The 17,809-nt window shown below is 72.7% G+C and carries 22 protein-coding genes; 19 read left to right on the top strand and 3 right to left on the bottom strand.

The window, feature by feature from the left end; genetic code table 11:
- Nucleotides 1-34: 34 nt before the first annotated feature.
- The 15 genes from ffh to ACQEVZ_RS18575 all read left to right on the top strand — a co-directional run bounded on the left by ffh (nucleotide 35) and on the right by ACQEVZ_RS18575 (nucleotide 11,025).
- Complete coding sequence (gene ffh / locus ACQEVZ_RS18645; protein ID WP_360559625.1) at nucleotides 35-1,567, top strand: signal recognition particle protein; 1,533 nt, start codon at nucleotides 35-37, stop codon at nucleotides 1,565-1,567.
- Nucleotides 1,551-2,645: an amidohydrolase family protein gene (locus tag ACQEVZ_RS18640; protein WP_433368073.1), complete on the top strand. Its 1,095-nt coding sequence runs from the start codon at nucleotides 1,551-1,553 to the stop codon at nucleotides 2,643-2,645. The genes ffh and ACQEVZ_RS18640 overlap by 17 nt, the downstream gene beginning before the upstream one ends.
- Nucleotides 2,642-3,292 (top strand): DUF402 domain-containing protein, encoded by a 651-nt coding sequence (locus ACQEVZ_RS18635; protein WP_433368070.1) that lies wholly within the window; start codon nucleotides 2,642-2,644, stop codon nucleotides 3,290-3,292. Before ACQEVZ_RS18640 ends, ACQEVZ_RS18635 begins: the two co-directional genes overlap by 4 nt.
- The gene (locus tag ACQEVZ_RS18630) at nucleotides 3,289-3,984 is read left to right on the top strand and encodes a DUF402 domain-containing protein (protein ID WP_433368067.1); all 696 of its coding nucleotides are present in this window, start codon (nucleotides 3,289-3,291) and stop codon (nucleotides 3,982-3,984) included. Before ACQEVZ_RS18635 ends, ACQEVZ_RS18630 begins: the two co-directional genes overlap by 4 nt.
- A 154-nt stretch (nucleotides 3,985-4,138) precedes the next feature.
- The gene (gene rpsP / locus ACQEVZ_RS18625) at nucleotides 4,139-4,609 is read left to right on the top strand and encodes a 30S ribosomal protein S16 (protein ID WP_360559628.1); all 471 of its coding nucleotides are present in this window, start codon (nucleotides 4,139-4,141) and stop codon (nucleotides 4,607-4,609) included.
- Complete coding sequence (locus tag ACQEVZ_RS18620; RefSeq protein ID WP_033357826.1) at nucleotides 4,584-4,841, top strand: RNA-binding protein; 258 nt, start codon at nucleotides 4,584-4,586, stop codon at nucleotides 4,839-4,841. The genes rpsP and ACQEVZ_RS18620 overlap by 26 nt, the downstream gene beginning before the upstream one ends.
- A gap of 3 nt (nucleotides 4,842-4,844) precedes the next feature.
- A complete protein-coding gene (rimM, locus tag ACQEVZ_RS18615) occupies nucleotides 4,845-5,396 on the top strand; it encodes a ribosome maturation factor RimM (RefSeq protein WP_360559629.1) in 552 nt (183 codons plus the stop codon).
- Nucleotides 5,393-6,109: a tRNA (guanosine(37)-N1)-methyltransferase TrmD gene (gene trmD / locus ACQEVZ_RS18610; protein ID WP_433368062.1), complete on the top strand. Its 717-nt coding sequence runs from the start codon at nucleotides 5,393-5,395 to the stop codon at nucleotides 6,107-6,109. Before rimM ends, trmD begins: the two co-directional genes overlap by 4 nt.
- 98 nt (nucleotides 6,110-6,207) lie before the next feature.
- Nucleotides 6,208-6,564 carry a 50S ribosomal protein L19 gene (gene rplS / locus ACQEVZ_RS18605; protein WP_344507941.1) on the top strand — a complete coding sequence of 119 codons (357 nt, stop codon included), beginning with the start codon at nucleotides 6,208-6,210 and terminating at the stop codon, nucleotides 6,562-6,564.
- 828 nt (nucleotides 6,565-7,392) lie between these two features.
- Nucleotides 7,393-8,205 carry a signal peptidase I gene (gene lepB, locus ACQEVZ_RS18600; RefSeq protein ID WP_344508182.1) on the top strand — a complete coding sequence of 271 codons (813 nt, stop codon included), beginning with the start codon at nucleotides 7,393-7,395 and terminating at the stop codon, nucleotides 8,203-8,205.
- 21 nt (nucleotides 8,206-8,226) lie between these two features.
- Nucleotides 8,227-8,868 carry a signal peptidase I gene (lepB, locus tag ACQEVZ_RS18595; protein ID WP_344507940.1) on the top strand — a complete coding sequence of 214 codons (642 nt, stop codon included), beginning with the start codon at nucleotides 8,227-8,229 and terminating at the stop codon, nucleotides 8,866-8,868.
- A 19-nt stretch (nucleotides 8,869-8,887) separates the two neighbouring features.
- Nucleotides 8,888-9,349 (top strand): NUDIX hydrolase, encoded by a 462-nt coding sequence (locus ACQEVZ_RS18590; RefSeq protein ID WP_433368057.1) that lies wholly within the window; start codon nucleotides 8,888-8,890, stop codon nucleotides 9,347-9,349.
- Nucleotides 9,349-10,095 (top strand): ribonuclease HII, encoded by a 747-nt coding sequence (locus ACQEVZ_RS18585; protein WP_433368054.1) that lies wholly within the window; start codon nucleotides 9,349-9,351, stop codon nucleotides 10,093-10,095. Before ACQEVZ_RS18590 ends, ACQEVZ_RS18585 begins: the two co-directional genes overlap by 1 nt.
- Nucleotides 10,092-10,412: a DUF2469 domain-containing protein gene (locus ACQEVZ_RS18580; protein WP_033357832.1), complete on the top strand. Its 321-nt coding sequence runs from the start codon at nucleotides 10,092-10,094 to the stop codon at nucleotides 10,410-10,412. The genes ACQEVZ_RS18585 and ACQEVZ_RS18580 overlap by 4 nt, the downstream gene beginning before the upstream one ends.
- Nucleotides 10,413-10,506: 94 nt before the next feature.
- Entirely contained in the window at nucleotides 10,507-11,025 is a 519-nt protein-coding gene (locus ACQEVZ_RS18575) for a murein hydrolase activator EnvC family protein (protein ID WP_344507935.1), read from the top strand.
- On the opposite strand, the gene ACQEVZ_RS18570 is transcribed toward ACQEVZ_RS18575, so the two are convergent.
- From ACQEVZ_RS18570 to ACQEVZ_RS18560, 3 genes are read right to left on the bottom strand one after another with little or no spacing between them, the layout of a single operon-like run.
- A complete protein-coding gene (locus tag ACQEVZ_RS18570; protein WP_433368049.1) occupies nucleotides 11,022-12,212 on the bottom strand; it encodes an aminotransferase class V-fold PLP-dependent enzyme in 1,191 nt (396 codons plus the stop codon). The two genes, ACQEVZ_RS18575 and ACQEVZ_RS18570, sit on opposite strands and share 4 nt — an antisense overlap.
- A gap of 50 nt (nucleotides 12,213-12,262) precedes the next feature.
- A complete protein-coding gene (locus ACQEVZ_RS18565; RefSeq protein WP_433368046.1) occupies nucleotides 12,263-13,219 on the bottom strand; it encodes a tyrosine recombinase XerC in 957 nt (318 codons plus the stop codon).
- Between the two features lie 36 nt (nucleotides 13,220-13,255).
- On the bottom strand, nucleotides 13,256-13,594 hold the full coding sequence (locus ACQEVZ_RS18560; RefSeq protein WP_344507929.1) for a hypothetical protein: 339 nt from the start codon (nucleotides 13,592-13,594) through the stop codon (nucleotides 13,256-13,258).
- An 86-nt stretch (nucleotides 13,595-13,680) separates the two neighbouring features.
- On the opposite strand from ACQEVZ_RS18560, the gene ACQEVZ_RS18555 reads away from it, so the two are divergent.
- The 4 genes from ACQEVZ_RS18555 to dprA all read left to right on the top strand — a co-directional run bounded on the left by ACQEVZ_RS18555 (nucleotide 13,681) and on the right by dprA (nucleotide 17,749).
- The gene (locus tag ACQEVZ_RS18555) at nucleotides 13,681-14,586 is read left to right on the top strand and encodes a bifunctional helix-turn-helix transcriptional regulator/GNAT family N-acetyltransferase (RefSeq protein ID WP_433368042.1); all 906 of its coding nucleotides are present in this window, start codon (nucleotides 13,681-13,683) and stop codon (nucleotides 14,584-14,586) included.
- 87 nt (nucleotides 14,587-14,673) lie between these two features.
- The gene (locus tag ACQEVZ_RS18550) at nucleotides 14,674-15,033 is read left to right on the top strand and encodes a YraN family protein (protein WP_433368039.1); all 360 of its coding nucleotides are present in this window, start codon (nucleotides 14,674-14,676) and stop codon (nucleotides 15,031-15,033) included.
- Nucleotides 15,033-16,547, top strand: a complete 1,515-nt coding sequence (locus tag ACQEVZ_RS18545; protein ID WP_354888715.1) for a YifB family Mg chelatase-like AAA ATPase — start codon at nucleotides 15,033-15,035, stop codon at nucleotides 16,545-16,547. The genes ACQEVZ_RS18550 and ACQEVZ_RS18545 overlap by 1 nt, the downstream gene beginning before the upstream one ends.
- Nucleotides 16,544-17,749 carry a DNA-processing protein DprA gene (gene dprA, locus ACQEVZ_RS18540; RefSeq protein ID WP_433368035.1) on the top strand — a complete coding sequence of 402 codons (1,206 nt, stop codon included), beginning with the start codon at nucleotides 16,544-16,546 and terminating at the stop codon, nucleotides 17,747-17,749. The genes ACQEVZ_RS18545 and dprA overlap by 4 nt, the downstream gene beginning before the upstream one ends.
- Nucleotides 17,750-17,809 lie beyond the last annotated feature (60 nt).

Here is a 17,809-nt window from a genome sequence, read left to right as displayed (position 1 = left end):
TTGCAGCAGCGCCTACCTCGAGGACGGATTCGTCGTGTTTGACACCCTGAGTGATCGGCTCTCCGGCATCTTCACGAAGCTGAAGGGCAAGGGTCGGCTCACCGAGGCGGATGTCGACGCCACCGCGCGGGAGATCCGCCTCGCGCTGCTCGAGGCCGACGTCGCGCTGCCGGTGGTGAAGGACTTCATCGCCCGGCTCAAGGAGCGCGCCCGCGGCGCCGAGGTGTCCAAGGCCCTCAACCCGGCCCAGCAGGTCATCAAGATCGTCCACGAGGAGCTGGTCGCGACGCTCGGCGGCGAGGCGCGCCGGCTGCAGTTCGCCAAGACCGCGCCGACCGTGATCATGCTCGCCGGCCTCCAGGGCTCCGGCAAGACCACCCTGGCGGGCAAGCTCGCCCGCTGGCTCAAGGCACAGGGCCACCAGCCGCTGCTCGTCGCCTGTGACCTCCAGCGCCCCAATGCCGTCAACCAGCTGCAGGTCCTCGGCGGCCGGGCCGGCGTCGAGGTCTACGCGCCGCAGCCGGGCAACGGCGTCGGCGACCCGGTCAGCGTCGCCCGCGAGTCGATCGAGCACGCCCGCCGCCAGATGCGCGACATCGTGATCGTCGACACCGCCGGCCGGCTCGGCATCGACGCCGAGATGATGCAGCAGGCCGCCGACATCCGCGACGCCGTCGACCCCGACGAGGTCATCTTCGTCATCGACGCGATGATCGGTCAGGACGCGGTCACCACCGCCCAGGCCTTCCGCGACGGCGTCGGCATCACCGGTGTCGTCCTGTCGAAGCTCGACGGCGACGCCCGCGGTGGTGCGGCGCTCTCCGTCCGCCACGTCACCGGCCAGCCGATCATGTTCGCGTCGACCGGTGAGAAGCTCGAGGACTTCGACGTCTTCCACCCCGACCGGATGGCCTCGCGCATCCTCGGCATGGGTGACGTGCTCACGCTCATCGAGCAGGCCGAGGCCGCCTTCGAGGACGACCAGAAGGAGCGGATGGCCGCCAAGCTCATGGGCGGCGAGACGTTCACCCTGGAGGACTTCCTCGAGCAGCTGCAGGCCGTGCGGCGGATGGGCCCGATCGCCAACGTGCTGGCCATGATGCCGGGCATGGGGCAGATGAAGGACCAGATCGCCGAGATCGACGACAAGCACTTCGACAAGGTCACGGCGATCATCCGCTCGATGACCCCCGGCGAGCGCACCAACCCCAAGATCCTCAACGCGTCGCGCCGGGTGCGCATCGCCAACGGCTCCGGCGTCACCGTCACCGACGTCAACCAGCTGCTCAACCGCTTCGCCGACGCGCAGAAGATGATGAAGCAGATGAGCGGCATGATGGGCATGCCCGGCATGCGCCGCAAGGCCACCAAGTCGCCGAAGAACAAGCGCAAGGGCGGCAAGAGCGGCGGTGGCGGCGCCCGCCAGCCCCGGCTCGGCGGCGTGCCGCAGCTGCCGCCCGGCTTCGACCCGGCGGCCATGGACCCGAATGCGGCGGGCCTGCCGGCCGGCTTCAAGCTGCCGAAGCTCGACTTCTCGAAGCTGCAGAAGCGTGACGGACAGTCCTGAGGCGCTGCACGTCCGGGGCGTTCTCCTCCCAGACGACACGCAGACCGACATCTGGCTCGTCGGCGACCGGGTGACGCTGTCACCCGTGCCGGGTGCCGTGACCGTCGCCGACGGCGGCTTCGTCCTGCCGGGGCTCGTCGACGCGCACTGCCACCTGGGCATCGCGCAGGGCGGGCACCCGTCCGCCGGCGTCGACGCCGCCCGGGAGCTGGCGCTGGTCGACCGTGCCGAGGGCGTGCTCGCGATCCGTGACGCGGGGTCGCCCATCCCGTACCCGATGCTCGACGACGACCCGGAGATGCCCCGGCTGGCCAGGGCGGGCCGGCACGTGGCGCCGCCGAAGCGCTACCTGCGCGACATCGGCGTCGAGGTCGGCGCCGCGTCGCTCGCCGAGGAGGTCACCCGGCAGGCCGGGCTCGGCAACGGCTGGGTGAAGCTCGTCGGTGACTGGATCGACCGGGGCGTCGGCGACCTCGCCCCGGCCTGGGACCTGGACGCGATGGCCGGCGCGGTCGCCGCCGCGCACGCCGCCGGTGCCCGCGTGGCCGTCCACACGTTCGCCGAGGAGTCCGTCGCGGCGCTGGTCCGCGCGGGCGTCGACTCCGTCGAGCACGGCACCGGCCTGTCGCTCGACGACATCGATCTCATGGCCCGGCAGCGGACCGCGCTCGTCCCGACGATGATCAACATCGCGACCTTCGGCGGGATCGCCGCGACCGCCTCCGCCAAGTTCCCGGCGTACGCCCAGCACATGCTCGACCTGAGGGACCGTTTCCCATCGGTGGTGCGGGCGGCGCACGAGGCGGGAGTGCCGATCTACGTCGGCAGTGACGCCGGTGGCGGCATCGCGCACGGGCTCGCCGCCCAGGAGATGCTGCTCCTGCACCGCGAGGCCGGCATGCCGGCGCTCGACGTGCTGCGGGCCGGCTCCTGGGGTGCCCGCGAGTGGCTGGGCTTCCCGGGCCTCGTCGAGGGCGGCCTCGCCGACCTGGTGGTCTACGACGGCGACCCCCGCGCGGACCTTACGGAGCTGCTCCGGCCCCGCCGGATCGTCCTCAAGGGCCGGGTCGTCAGGTGACGCTGAGCCCCGGACGGGCCGTGCTGCACCGGCATTTCGCCCGTGACACGCTCGTCTGGGCGCCGCTGGCCAGGGTCGTCGCCGACGACGAGCTCGGGCTGCGCCTGTGGATGGCGACCGGCAGCCCGCTCATCCGCGAGGTCACCACCGACGGCCGGGGGCCGCAGGACATGCCCTTCGCCGAGTGGGTGCTCGCGCCGAAGAAGATCATCCAGGATGTGTACCGGGGGCCGAGCACGCTCAAGTTCAACCCGCGTGGCGCCGCGTACTCGGTGTGGTGGCTGTTCGACCCCGCCGGTCGCTTCCGGGCCTGGTACGTCAACCTGGAGGAGCCGTCCGTCACGTGGGACGACGGCGCCGTGGCCGGCGTCGACCTGACCGACCAGGACCTGGACATCTGGGTCTGGCCCGACCGGCGCTGGGACTGGAAGGACGAGGACGAGCTCAACGAGCGCCTCGCCTTCCCCGAGCACTACTGGGTGGGCGACGCCGAGGCGGTCTGGGAGCAGGGACGGCAGGTCGTGCCGGCGATCGAGGCCGGCGCGTGGCCCTTCGACGGCACCTGGACCGACTTCCGGCCGCCCGCCGGCTGGAGCATCCCCCCGCCCGTCGCCGAGGGCTGGGACCGACCGAGGGAGCGTCGTTGAGCGTTCAGCGGGGGCCGACCGACGCAGCGCCGCCGAGCGTCAGGTTCACGCCCGGGCAGGTCATCGTGCACCGCAACGTGCGCCTGGGCCGGATCGGCTGGGTCCGGCCGGCCCGGGTCGTCTCCGACGACGAGCGCGGCCTGCTGCTGTGGGTCGCCCGGGGCACCCCGGTGGTCAACGAGGTCTCCGGCGACGGCTTCGGCATGCGCACGATGCCCTTCGCCGAGTTCGTGACCCGGGGCACGGCGCTGAAGCACGGCACCTGGGACGGGCCCGGCGTGCTCAAGCTGCACCGGCCCGGCGACCCGGCGCACTCGGTCTGGTGGTTCCACGACGAGCGGGACCGCTTCAAGAACTGGTACGTCAACCTGGAGCGCCCGGCGGTCCGCTGGAGCGACGAGGACGGCGCGTCCGGCGTCGACGTCACCGACTGGGACCTCGACATCGTGGCGGCCCCGGACCGGACCTGGCACTGGAAGGACGAGGAGGAGTTCCTGGAGCGCCTCGCGCTGCCGGAGCACTACTGGGTGCCTGACGAGGCCTTCGTACGGGCCGAGGGTGAGCGGGTCGTGAAGGAGATCGAGGCGGGCGACTTCCCGTTCGACGGCACGTGGACCGACTTCACCCCGCCGGCGAACTGGACGGTCCCGGACCTTCCGCGGGGTTGGGACCGCGGTTTTTGCGGTGGGTAGCGGGTCTGGCACAATGGACTGCTGGTATCAGGTTTCGCGTCGAGCCCTCTAACCCGGCGTCGGGTCCTTTCCATCAGAGCAGCCGAAGGCGCCAATCCCCACGGTGTCCGGACGTTCGCTCGGCTTCCACACAGATCCAGGAGCGAGCAACCAAGTGGCCGTCAAGATCCGGCTCCTGCGGATGGGCAAGATCCGCAACCCGCAGTACCGCATCGTCATCGCCGACTCGCGCACCAAGCGTGACGGTCGGGCGATCGAGTTCGTCGGGCTCTACCACCCGAAGGAGGAGCCCTCGCGCATCGAGGTCAACTCCGAGCGCGTCCAGCACTGGCTGTCGGTCGGCGCGCAGCCGAGCGAGGCCGTGCAGGCGATCCTCTCCAAGACCGGTGACTGGCAGAAGTTCAAGGGTCTGCCCGCGCCGGCCGAGCCGCTGAAGGTCAAGGCCGTCGCCGCCGACCGCCGCGCCACCTACGAGGCCGAGGCGCAGGCCGCCGCCGGTCTCGCCGAGGCGCCGAAGGCGAAGAAGGCCGAGCCCAAGAAGAAGACCGAGGCCGAGGCTCCGGCCGAGGCCCCGGCCGCGCAGGCTGAGGAGCAGACCGGTGCCGGCGCCGGCGCGGAGGCCTGACGTGTTGCGCCCCGCGCTGGAGCACCTGGTCAAGGGCATCGTCGACAACCCTGACGATGTCCGCGTCCGCATGGTCGACTCCCGTCGCGGTCAGCGCCTCGAGGTCCGGGTCAACCCGGAGGACCTCGGCACGGTGATCGGTCGCGGTGGCCGCACCGCGAAGGCGCTGCGCCAGGTGATCACGTCGATCGGTGGTCGCGGCGTCCGCGTCGAGATCGTCGACGCGTACTGATCCATGCTCCTCGTCGTCGGTCAGATATTCCGTGCGCACGGCATCCGCGGCGAGGTCGTCGTGGACATCCGCACGGATGATCCGGCAGATCGTTTCGCCGTCGGGTCGGTCCTGGTGACCGACTCGACGGCGGTCCGGCATCTGCAGAAGGTCCCGGCCGGTGCCTGGCGCCCGCCGGCGACCCTCACCGTCGAGTCGGTCCGCCCGCACCAGGGCCGGCTGCTCGTCGTGTTCGAGGGCATCTACGACCGCAACCTCGCCGAGGACATGCGCGGCGTGCTGCTCTGCGTCGACAGCGCCGACATCCCCGCCCCGACGGACCCCGACGAGTTCAACGACCACGACCTCGTCGGTCTCTCGATCGTCGACGCGGCGGGGGAGAAGGTCGGCGAGCTGCTGCGCATCGACCACGCCCCGGCGCACGACCTGCTCGTCGTGCGGCTGGTCGACGGGCGGACCGGCCTCGTGCCGTTCGTCCGCGAGATCGTGCCCGAGGTCGACGTGCCGGGTGGGCGGATCGTCATCACCCCGCCGGAAGGCCTCTTCGACCTATGAGGGTCGACGTCGTCACGATCTTCCCGGAGTATCTCGCCCCGCTCGACCTGTCGCTCATCGGCAAGGCCCGCCGCACCGGGATCCTCGAGCTCGCCGTGCACGACCTGCGGACCTGGACGCACGACGTGCACCGCACCGTCGACGACACGCCGTATGGCGGCGGTCCGGGCATGGTGATGCGGCCCGAGCCGTGGGGGCAGTGCTTCGACGACCTCGCGTCGCCTTCCACGCATCTCGTCGTTCCCACGCCCGCCGGTGCGCCGTTCACACAGGACCTCGCACGCGCGTTTTCTTCGGACCCGCACCTTCTGTTCGCTTGTGGGCGATATGAGGGGATCGACCAGCGGGTGATCGACCACGCGGCCACCCGGATGCGGGTGAGCGAGGTCTCGCTCGGCGACTACGTCCTGTTCGGCGGCGAGGTCGCCGTGCTGGTCGTCATGGAGGCGGTGACCCGGCTGCTGCCCGGTGTGCTCGGCAACGCCGACTCCCTGGTGGAGGAGTCGCACGCCGCCGGTGTACTGGAGGCGCCCATGTACACGAAGCCGCCGACCTGGCGGGGGCTGGACGTGCCCGAGGTGCTGCGCTCCGGCGACCACGGCAAGATCGCCCGCTGGCGGCGCGAGGAAGGCCTGCGGCGCACCGCTTCCCGACGGCCGGACCTGCTCGAGGGGACCGGATTTCAGGTTCCGGGTGTCGATGTGGCAAAGTAGTGGGGTTGCTGCGGGCTGATGCCTGCGCACCTCCTGATCATCTTTACGTTCGCGCGCCATGGATTCGGGCGTGCCTTGAGTGACGAGGAACTGCCGCGATGAACACGCTGGACGCGCTCGACGCAATGTCGCAGCGGACCGATCTCCCGAGCTTCCGCGCCGGTGACACCGTCAAGGTGCACGCGCGGGTCGTCGAGGGCAACCGGTCCCGGGTCCAGGTCTTCCAGGGCGTCGTGATCCGTCGCCAGGGCGACGGCCTGCGCGAGACCTTCTCGGTCCGGAAGGTGAGCTTCGGCGTCGGCGTCGAGCGCACCTACCCGGTCAACAGCCCCGCCGTCGACCGCATCGAGGTCGTCACCCGCGGTGACGTGCGTCGGGCCAAGCTCTACTACCTGCGCGACCTCCGTGGCAAGAAGGCCAAGATCAAGGAGAAGCGCGAGACCAAGGTCGGCTGAGCCGCACCCTGATCGACTTCCGGCGAGGAGGACCCGTGCACGGGCCCTCCTCGCCGTCGTTCGCCAGAAAGCTCGCTTTCCGGTCAACCGGCGCCGGGCTCCCCATTTTGGTCTTGTGCCTCTAGGCTGACGCCGATGGCAAGCGACTACGGCCGCGATGGTTACGACGATCGCGGCGATGACATACACCCACGCCGCCGCCCCCTGGATCAGGAGGGCGGGGAGCGTGGGCGTCCTGGTTTCGGCGGCAACACCTACCCGGAGCACGACTACTGGGGGCAGACGCAGGCGGGGCAGTCCCAGCAGGCGTTCGACGCCTGGGGGCGGCACCGTGGTGGTGACCCGGACCGGGACGATCAGCGCGGCGGTGACTGGAACCGGCCCGCCCGGTCCTGGGAGGACGACCCGCACGGCGACCGCAGTCGCGACTCCGGCCGGGGCCGGTGGGACCGTGACGAGCCGCCGGTCGTGCGCGACCGCGCGTTCGAGGACCGGGGCTACGCCGACCAGGGCTACGGCGACCGTGGGCGCGACGGCGGGGGCAATGACGACCGCGGCTACGACGACCGCGGCTATGACCAGCGGGGCCGCGACGACCGCGGCCATGACGCGCAGGGTTACGACACGCGCGGCTACAACCGCCGCGGCTACGACGACCGTGGCTATGACGACCGCGGGTACGACGACCGCGACGGCTACGACGACCGCCGCTCCGGCGAGCAGGGCTCGTACCGGGGCCGGGGCGCGTCCGCCGGCCGCCGCGGCGCCTACGACGACGACAGCTCCGCCGCCTCGTGGAGCAGCAAGGTCCGCAAGAAGCGCAAGAACATGCCGCTGTGGCAGGAGCTGCCGCTGCTGCTGATCGTCGCGTTCTGCCTGGCGGTGCTCATCCGCACGTTCCTCGTGCAGGCGTTCTTCATCCCGTCCGGCTCGATGGAGAACACCCTCCTCGTCGGCGACCGGGTGCTGGTCAACAAGGTGCTCTACGACGTCCGCGAGCCGCAGCGCGGCGAGGTCGTCGTGTTCGAGGGCCCGGCCAACTGGGCGCCGGAGAACCAGGTCGACAAGGATGCCGGCTTCTTCGCCGAGCTCGGCCGCACGGTCGGCGACCTGGTCGGCTTCAGCCAGCCCGGCGAGAAGGACTTCATCAAACGGGTCATCGGCCTGCCCGGCGACACCGTCTCCTGCTGCGACGTGCAGGGCCGCGTCTTCGTCAACGGCTACCCGCTGGACGAGTCCGCGTATGTCTACGAGGACTCGCCCCTGGACGCCACCCCCAACCCGAAGCAGTGCACGGCGCGCCGCTTCGGCCCGATCAAGGTCGAGCCGGGGCAGATGTTCGTGATGGGCGACCACCGCGGCGTCTCGCAGGACTCCCGCTGCCAGGGGCAGGTGCCGATCGACAACGTCATCGGCCGGGCCTTCGTCATCCTGTGGCCGAGCGGGCGGTGGGCCTGGCTGCCGGTGCCGGACACATTCAAGAACGTGCCGAAGAGCGCTTCGGCCTCGGTCGGCCCGCGGGTCACCAGAACGCCTGATTTACCTTTGGTGCCCGATATGGTGCTTGCACCACTCGCGGTAACTCTCACGGTTTCGACCCGTTCGGCGCGTCAGGAGCGGTTGAGACGTCGCCAATGGTGACGAGCACGTACCCTTCAGGGCGTGATTGACGAGCAGACCAAGCGCCCCAACACGTTTTGGCGCGAGTTGCCAGTGCTGCTGGGCGTGGCGATCATCGTCGCCGTCGTGGTGCGGGCATTCGTCCTTCAGACGTTCTACATCCCGTCCGAGTCGATGGAGAACACCCTCCTCATCCGCGACCGCGTGCTCGTCAACAAGCTCGTCTACGACTTCCGCTCCCCGCACCGGGGTGAGGTGATCGTCTTCGAGGCGCCCGCGTCGTGGCGCAACGACCCGTCCGAGGAGGACTTCATCAAGCGGGTCATCGCGACCGGCGGCGACCACGTCGTGTGCTGCGACGACAAGCAGCGCATCACCATCAACGGCAAGGCCCTCGACGAGACCTACATCTACGCCGACGAGAACGGGCTGCAGGATCTCCCCAGCGAGGAGCAGTTCGACGTCACGGTGCCGGCCGGGCGGCTGTGGGTGATGGGCGACCACCGGTCGAGATCGGGCGACTCGCGGTACAACTTCGTCCGGTACAAGGACCCCGTCCAGGCGACGATCCCCGAGGACAACGTCGTGGGCAGGGCGTTCGTGGTGTTCTGGCCCTTCTCGAGGGCGAAATGGCTCAGCGTGCCGGAGACCTTCGACAAGGTGCCGGCGCCGACTGCGAAGTGAGACGTCGTAATCTCGTCGTATGACCCACGGCGGGGGACGACACATCGACCGCCGGGCCGCGCGGGTGCTCCTGCTCGACCCGGACGGCCGCGTGCTCATGCTGCACGGGTGGGACCCCGCGCGCCCGTCTCACACGTACTGGTTCACCGTGGGCGGCGGCGTGGAGCCGGGCGAGACGCTGCTGGACGCCGCCGTGCGGGAGCTGTTCGAGGAGACCGGGCTGCTGTTCGCGGCGGCGGACCTGGTCGGCCCGGTGCGCAGCGACACGGTGTCGTTCCCGTTCGACGGTTCGTGGTTCTCGCAGGAGCAGTCGTTCTTCGTGGCCCGTGCTGTTTCCACGGCGGTCGACCTGTCCCGGCTCAACGAGGTGGAGCAGGGCTGCATCGACGAGGCCCGGTGGTGGTCCGTCGACGCGCTGTCCAGCTCGGGCGAGCGCTTCTACCCGCCGGACCTGCCGTCCCTGCTGCGGGAGGTGGCGTGATGCTGGCGCCTCCCCGCACCGTCGTGCACCGAGCCGCCGGGCTGTGGGCCCTGGAGCGGGCGCTGCAGCGGCGCGGCTTCGAGCGGGTCGCCGGCGCCGACGAGGCCGGCCGGGGCGCCTGCGCCGGGCCGCTCGTGGTGGCCGCGGTCATCCTCCCGCAGGGCCGCCGCGGCGAGATCGACGAGCTCAACGACTCGAAGCTGCTCACCGCCGCCGCCCGGGAGCGGATCTACGCCGAGGTCGTCGCCCGGGCCCTCGCCTGGTCCGTGGTGATCATCCCGCCGGGTGAGATCGACCGCCGGGGGCTGCACGTGTCCAACCTCGCCGGCATGCGGCGCGCCCTGGCCGGCCTCGCCGAGCGCCCCGACTACGCCCTCACCGACGGCTTCCGGGTCGACGGGCTCGGCACGCCCGGCCTCGCCGTGTGGAAGGGTGACCAGGTCGCCGCCTGTGTGGCGGCGGCGAGCGTGGTGGCGAAGGTCACCAGGGACCGGATCATGCGGGGGCTGCACGCCACGCACCCTGAATACGGCTTCGACGAGCACAAAGGGTATTGCACGCCGGTGCACCAGGCGGCGCTCGTTGCGCACGGGCCGTGCACCGAGCATCGTTTCTCCTACGCGAACGTGGCGGCGGTGGGGCAGCGGAGGCAAAGGCGCGGTAACGTCGGCGTGGCGCCCGGCGAGGCCGCGACGGTGCCGGCGCAAGTGGGCGACAATGTGGCTATGGAAGGCGGACCGCGATGAGCGCCGAGGATCTCGAGAAGTACGAAACCGAGATGGAGCTCCAGCTCTACCGGGAGTATCGCGACATCGTCCGCCAGTTCTCGTACGTGGTGGAGACCGAGCGCCGGTTCTACCTGGCCAACCAGGTCGATCTGCACGTGCGCAACTCCGACGGCGAGGTCTACTTCGAGGTCGAGATGCACGACGCGTGGGTCTGGGACATGTATCGTCCTGCCCGGTTCGTGAAGAACGTCCGGGTGATGACCTTCAAGGACGTCAACGTCGAGGAGCTGGAGAAGCCCGACATCTCGCTGCCCGACAACGGCTTCGGAGGCTGATGCTGCCCGCCCGCTTGTCCACAAGGCCTCTGTTGTCCACAGGTCGGTGGGCCGGCGGGTGAGGGGGCGGGTGGGATCGGCATAGCTTCGTCGCATGCCGTTCCGCTTCTTGGCGCTGGTACTGGTAGCGCTGTCGTTCGCTGTTCCCGCTGTCGCCCCTGGCGCTCCCGCGCGTGCCGCACCGGCGGTGCCCGACGGTGGCCCGGGGGCGTTTCGCTGGCCGCTGGGGCCGCCGGTGGCGGTGGTCCGCCGGTTCGAGCCGCCACCCGGACCGTATGGTGCCGGACATCGCGGCGTGGATCTGCGCGGCTCCCCGGACGCCGTGGTGCACAGCGCGGGCCCCGGGGTGGTCGCGTTCGCCGGGATGGTCGCCGGGCGGCCGGTGGTGAGCGTGTCGCACCCGGGCGGGCTGCGCACGACCTACGAGCCCGTGGACCCCTCCGTGAAGGCCGGCACCGTCGTCTCCGCCGGCACCCCGCTCGGCACGCTGCGGCCCGGCCACGCCGGCTGCCCGGCGGCCGCCTGCCTGCACTGGGGGCTGCGCTCCGGGGAGGTGTATCTCGACCCGCTGACGCTGCTGCGCCGCGGCCGGGTCCGGCTCCTGCCGCGCTAGCGGCGCAGCAGCTTGGGCAGGCCCTCCACGAGGCGCTGGAAGTCGTCCTCGCGGTTGTAGACCTGCGCCGACAGTCGCAGGTAGCCGCGGCCGCGCCAGGCGGCGAGCCCGACCTCGGTGGCGAGCTCGTCGGAGATCCTGCGGCGCAGGGCGGTGGCCGCCGCGGGCTCCGTCACCGCGCCCTGCGGCAGCGGCACGACGGTCATCGGCAGCCCGGTCCGCGGCGGCACGGCCTCGCCGAGGGCCTCGGCGAGCAGTGCCTGGCCGTGCTCGGCGAGCGCGGTGTTGTGCCGGTGCACCGCGTCGAGGCCGAGGGAGCGCAGCACGAAGAGGCCCGTCGGCGCGGCGAGCCACGGCGTGTAGTCGCGCGCGCCCAGCCACTCCAGGCTGTCGGGGAAGCCGGCGTCCTGGTTCCAGGACACGACCAGCGACTGGAGCCGCTCCCGCCAGCGCGGCGCCACCGACAGCAGTGCCGTGCCGCGGGGTGCGTAGGCCCACTTGTGCAGGTTGCCGACCCAGAAGTCGGCGTCGATGCCGGCGACCGGGTCGGGCAGGATGCCGGGCGCGTGCGCCGCGTCGACCAGGACCGCGGCCCGCTCGCCGGCGCGGCCGCGGACCGCCTCGACGATCCTGCGGACCGGCAGGACCCGCGCGGTCGCCGCGGTGATGTGGTCGACGACCACCAGCCGCGTCCTGCCGGTGACGGCGTCGAGGACCGCATCGACCGCGGCGTCGTCGTCGGGGGCGAGCGGCATGCGGGCCACCCTCCGGCTCGCGCCGGTCCGGCGGCAGAAGGCGTCCACGGCGAGGTCGACGGCGCCGTAGCCGTGGTCGGTGGTGACGATCTCGTCGCCGCTGCCGAGGCTCCCGCCATCGCCGCCATCGCCGCCGCCGCCGAGCGCGGCGAGGACCGTGGACGTGCCGGTCGTGGCGTTGTCGACGAGGGCCGTCAGGTCGGGGTCGGCGCCGACGAACGCGGCGAGGTGCCGGCGCACGTGCGCGATGCGCTCCTCCAGGCCGACGCTGAAGAACCGTGGCGGGTTGGCCTCGACCTCGTCGCGCAGCCGCTGCTGGGCCCGCTGCACCGGGATCGGCACCAGGCCGAAGGAGCCGTGGTTGAGCTGCGCGACCGCCGCGTCGTTGGAGAACAGCAGGCGTGCGCCGGGAATCGGCTCCGGAGCGGACATATCCACGATCTTAAGGTCCTGCGCCGCACTTCCGGGTCGCGTTGCCGGAGTCAGGCGCGGGGGTGGGCCTGCTCGTACGCGGACCGGAGCCGCTCGATCGACACGTGGGTGTAGATCTGGGTGCTGGCCAGCGAGGCGTGCCCCAGCAGCTCCTGCACCGAGCGCAGATCGGCGCCGCCCTCGAGCAGGTGGGTCGCGGCGGAGTGGCGCAGGTCGTGCGGGGAGGTGTGCGGCAGGCCGGTCGCCCTGGCGTGCCCGTCGACGAGGCGCCGGGCGGCCGCGGGCTGCAGGCGGCCGCCGCGCGCGCCGAGGAGCAGCGCCGCGCCGCTCGCGGGGCCGGCGAGGGCCGGGCGGCCGCTGCGCAGCCACTCGGTCAGCGCCTGCTCGGCGGGCAGCCCGTAGGGCACCGCGCGTTCCTTGTCACCCTTGCCGATGACCCGCACGACGCGGCGCATCCGGTCGACGTCGCCGACGTCCAGGCCGCACAGCTCGCTGACCCGGATGCCGGTGGCGTACAGCAGCTCCAGCACCAGCCGGTCGCGCAGCCCCACGGCGTCGTCGCGGCCCGCGGGGGCGGTCACGAGCGTCTCGGCCTGGTCGGCGCGCAGCACGGTCGGCAGGTCGCGGTGCGCCTTCGGGCTGGCGAGGCGCTGGCCCGGGTCGGTGGCGAGCAGGCCCTCGCGGTGGGCCCAGGCGGTGAACGTCCGCGCGGCGGCGGCGTGCCTGGCCAGGCTGGCACGGGCGGCGCCGGCCGCGCGCCGGCGGGCGAGCCAGCCGCGCAGCACCGCCAGCGTCAGCTCGCCCGGGGCGGTCGCGCCGGCGCGGGAGGCGTGGTCGAGCAGGGAGACGACGTCGCCGACGTACGCGCGGACGGTGTGCTCGGAGCGGTTGCGCTCAGCGGCGAGGTGGCGGGCGAAGTCGTCGACCGCGGTGCGCATGCCGTCCGGCAGCGCTTCGTGCTGTTCCGCGACGCCGGTCGTCTGCGGCGGTGCTGGCTTGCGGCTCATGTGCGGCTCTTACGGCTCATGTGCGGCTCTTACGGCTCACTTGCGGCGGAGCTGGTCTTCGAGGAACCGTTCGATCAGGCCCCGGACCACCGCCGCCATCGTGAAACCGTGCTCGGCGCACCAGGCGCGAAGCTCGGCATGCCGCTCGGTCGGCAGGCGAAACGTGACGAGCTGGCTCTCCTCGCCCGCCGGCAGGGCGCCGCCGAGGGCGTTGTTCAGCACGCCGGCGCGCATCTCGACGGCTGCGGCGAGCAGGTTGCCGCCGCCGACCTGGGCCGGCGTGCCACGGTCGAGGAGCCAGACGGTGATCTCCTGGCGGGTTGGGGCGGGGAGCGTCTCGAGCAGCTCCACGAGCTTGTCGGCAGGGGCAGTCATGCCACCAACGATAGTGCCCGCTATCGCTGTGCGATATCGCCTTGAGTTCTTTGACTCCGTCAGGAAAATTGTTGACTATGTCAACTATGACTGTCGCGGCCGTACGGGAGTTCAACCGCTACTACACGAACCTCATCGGGGTGCTGCGGGCCGGCCTGCACGACTCCGCATACTCGCTGGCCGAGGTGCGGGTGCTGTACGAGCTGGCCGTGGACAGCGCGCACGACACGGCCGAGCTGCGGCGGCTGCTCGACATCGACGCCGGGTACCTGAGCCGGATCCTCGGCAGGCTGGAGGCCGATGGGCTCGTCGCGCGGTCCCGGTCCGCATCGGACGCGCGCCGCCGCCGCATCGAGCTGACGCCGGCCGGGCGGGAGGCGTTCGCGGCGCTGGACGCGCGCTCCGAGGAGCAGATCGCCGGGCTGCTCGCCTCCGTCGGCGAGGTCGACCGGCGGCGGCTGGTCGGCGCGATGGACACGATCCGGTCGGTGTTCGAGGGCGTCCTGCCGCCGCGCGCCGTGGTCCTGCGGCCGCCGCTGCCCGGCGACCTGGGCTGGGTCGTGCAGCGCCACGGCGCGCTCTACGCCGCGGAGTACGGGCTGGACGCCACCTTCGAGGCGCTGGTGGCCCGCATCGTCGCCGACTACGCAGCCTCGCACGACCCGCGGACCGAGGCGGGGTGGATCGCCGAGGTCGACGGCGCTCCCGTCGGGTCGATCTTCTGCGTACGGGCGGACGAGGGCGTGGCGAAGCTCCGGCTCCTGTTCGTGGAGCCGGCGGCGCGGGGGATGGGCGTCGGCGGCACGCTGGTGGACGAGTGCGTGCGGTTCGCGCGCCGGGCCGGGTACCGGGAGATGGTGCTCTACACGCAGGACGTGCTGCTCGCCGCCCGGCGCATCTACCAGCGGGCCGGGTTCGTGCTGGAGAGCGCCACCCCGGCGTTCGTGTACGGCGTGGACGTCGCCGAGGAGCAGTGGCGCCTGTCGCTGTGACGTTCCCGTTTTCCACAAGCGGCCCGTTGTCCACAGGTTGCCCGCTCGCGTCGCGCCCCGTTTCGCGAAACGCGGCAGGCTCCCCACATGACCAACACCAACCAGATCGTGGGCCGCTTCGGCGAGCGCCTGGCCGTGCGGCACCTCATCGCCCGTGGCCTCGTCCCCCTCGACCGCAACTGGCGCTGCCCGTCCGGTGAGATCGACGTGGTCGCCCGCGACGGGCCGGTGCTGGTGTTCGTCGAGGTGAAGACCCGCCGGGGCGCCAAGTTCGGGGCGCCGGCGGAGGCGGTCAGCGCGGACAAGGCCCGCCGCGTGCGCCGGCTCGCCGCCCGCTGGCTGGCCACGCACGGCGCCGACGACCGGCGGCAGGTCCGCTTCGACGTGGTGGCCGTCCTGCTCGGCGCCGACACCGTCGGCGTGCGGCACCTCCGCGGGGTCTTCTGATGGGCTACGCGAAGATCCGCTCCGTCGCCCTGCAAGGGGTGGCCGGGCAGGTGATCGTGGTCGAGGCCGACGTCGCGCCCGGGCTGCCGAGCCTCGTCGTGTCGGGCCTGCCCGACGCCGCGCTCACCGAGGCCCGCGACCGCATCCGGGCCGCCGTGCACAACTCCGGGGCCACCTGGCCGCAGCAGCGCATCACGGTCAACCTGTTGCCCGCCCACGTGCGCAAGCACGGCTCCGGGTTCGACACCGCCATGGCGCTCGCCGTGCTCGCCGCCGGCGCCGACCTGCCGACGCGCCTGCTGGTCGACGCGGTCATCCTCGGCGAGCTCGGCCTCGACGGCACCCTCCGGCCCGTCCGTGGGGTGCTGCCCGCCGTGCTCGCCGCCAGCCGCGCCGGCGCCGGCCTCGTCGTCGTCCCACCCGGCAACGTCGACGAGGCGCGGCTCGTGCCCGACGTGCGGGTCCGCGCCGCCGACTGCCTCGGCCGCATCATCGGCTTCGTCCACGGCACCGAGACGCTGCTCGACCCGCCCACGCAGCCGCCACCGGCGCAGCGCCCGCCGGCCGACCTCGCCGACGTCCTCGGTCAGGAGCGCGGCCGCCGCGCCATCGAGCTGGCCGCCGCCGGCCGGCACCACCTGGCGATGTTCGGCCCGCCCGGCGCCGGCAAGACGCTGCTCGCCCAGCGGCTGCCCGGCATCCTGCCCGAGCTCACCGAGCGGGAGTCCATCGAGGTCACGGCGCTGCACTCGGTCGCCGGCGAGCTGCCTGCCGGCGCCGGCCTGATCCGCCGGGCGCCGCTGCAGGCGCCGCACCACACGTCCTCGATCGCGGCGCTCGTCGGCGGCGGCTCCGGCATCGCCAAGCCCGGCGCGATCAGCCTGGCCCACCACGGGGTGCTGTTCCTCGACGAGTGCGCCGAGTTCCAGGCCAGCGCCCTCAATGCCCTGCGCGAGCCGCTGGAGCACGGCGAGGTGCGGCTGCGCCGGGTCCACGGCGAGACGGTCTATCCCGCCAGGGCCCAGCTGGTCCTCGCCGCCAACCCGTGCCCGTGCGCGAGGCCCGGCGGCGACGCCATGTGCCAGTGCCCGCCGGGGGTGCGCGTCCGGTACCGGTCCAGGCTCTCCGGCCCGCTGCTGGACCGGGTCGACCTCCAGGTCGACGTGGTGGCGGTGCGCGCGGCGGCGCTCTTCGGCACCGAGCCGGCCGAGTCGTCCGCGACCGTCGCGGCGCGGGTCGTGCGTGCGCGGCAGGCGGCGGCGAGCCGGTGGGCGCCGCACGCCCGGTCCAACGGGGAGGTCCCCGCCGCCGTCCTGCGCGACCGGCGCTTCCGGCTGCCGCGCGCCGTGCTGCACCCGCTGGCCACCGCGATGGACCGCGGCCAGCTGTCGGCCCGGGGCATGGACCGCGCGACCCGCGTCGCGTGGACCGTCGCCGACCTCGACGGCCGCGACCGCCCCACCATCGGCGATGTCCACGAAGCCCTCGAGATGCGGTCAAGGAGAGGCCGATGAGCACCATCGACCGGGCGGCGCGGCTGGCGCTGGCCCATCTGGTGGAGCCCGGCAGCCGGGAGCTCGGGCTGCTGGTGCGGGCTGTCGGGGCGCCGGAGGCGCTGGTCATGGTGCTGCACGGGCACGGCGTCACCGAGGCGCTCGCCGGCGCGGTCCACGCCCGCCTCGACGCCACCCTGCTCGACGCGCGCACCGGCTCCGCCGACGCGTGGGCCGAGCGGGTCGCGCTCACCCTGGCCGGCGAGATGACCGAGCGGGCGGGCCGGCTCGGCGCTCGCATGGTCACCGCCGTCGACGAGGAGTGGCTCACCGCGCTCGACGACCTCACCCGGGTCAGCCGCGACGGCGCCGACGCGCTCCGCCGCGACACCGACCCGCCGCTGTGCCTGTGGCTGCGCGGGCCCGTCCGGCTGGAGGAGGCGCTGGAGCGGTCGGTGTCCGTGGTCGGTGCCCGGGCCATCACCCACTATGGCGAGTTCGTCGCGTCGGAGCTCGCCTTCGGCCTGGCGGAGCGCGGCTGGGCGGTGGTCTCCGGCGGCGCGCTCGGCGTCGACGTCACCGCCCACCGGGGCGCCCTCGCCGCCGGCGGGGTGACCTGCGCGGTGCTCGCCTGCGGCATCGACCAGGTCTACCCGGTCTCCAACGCGGCCGTGTTCGAGCGCATCACCGAGGAGGGGCTCCTGCTGACCGAGTGGCCACCGGGCACCCGGCCGCACAAGACCAGGTTCCTGACCCGCAACCGGGTCATCGCCGCCGCCACCCGCGGCACCGTGATGGTCGAGGCCGGCTCCCGCAGCGGCGCCCGCAACACGCTGTCCTATGCCCGCCGCCTGGAGCGCTCCGCCATGGTCGTCCCCGGCCCGATCACCTCGGCGATGTCGGTCGGCTGCCACGTCGAGCTCCGCACCCCCGGCACCGTCCTCGTCACCCGCGTCGACGAGATCGTCGAGGAGGTCGGCCGGCTCGGGGAGCTCGCCGACCCCATCCACGGCGAAGAGCGCCCCGAGGACGCCCTGGACGCCACCCAGGCCAGGGTCCTCGACGCGGTGGCCCCTCGCGCCGCCCGCTCGGCGGAGGAGATCGCCGCCATCGCGGGCGTCGCCACCCGCGCCGCCCGCCGGACCCTTCCCGTTCTGGAGCAGCACGGCTTCGTCGTCAGCACCGAAGCCGGCTACCGCCTCGCCCCGAAGGCCCGCTCGTGACAGCATCCCCGGGCGGCACGCCGTCAGCCGGCCGTCCTTGCCACCGCGCCCGCCGGCCGC

Origin of the sequence: Dactylosporangium sp. CA-152071, assembly GCF_050936335.1 — a bacterium.
Classification (GTDB): domain Bacteria; phylum Actinomycetota; class Actinomycetes; order Mycobacteriales; family Micromonosporaceae; genus Dactylosporangium; species Dactylosporangium maewongense.
The sequence above is the reverse complement of the archived record's forward strand: the minus strand, read 5'-3'. Positions and strand labels throughout refer to the sequence as shown.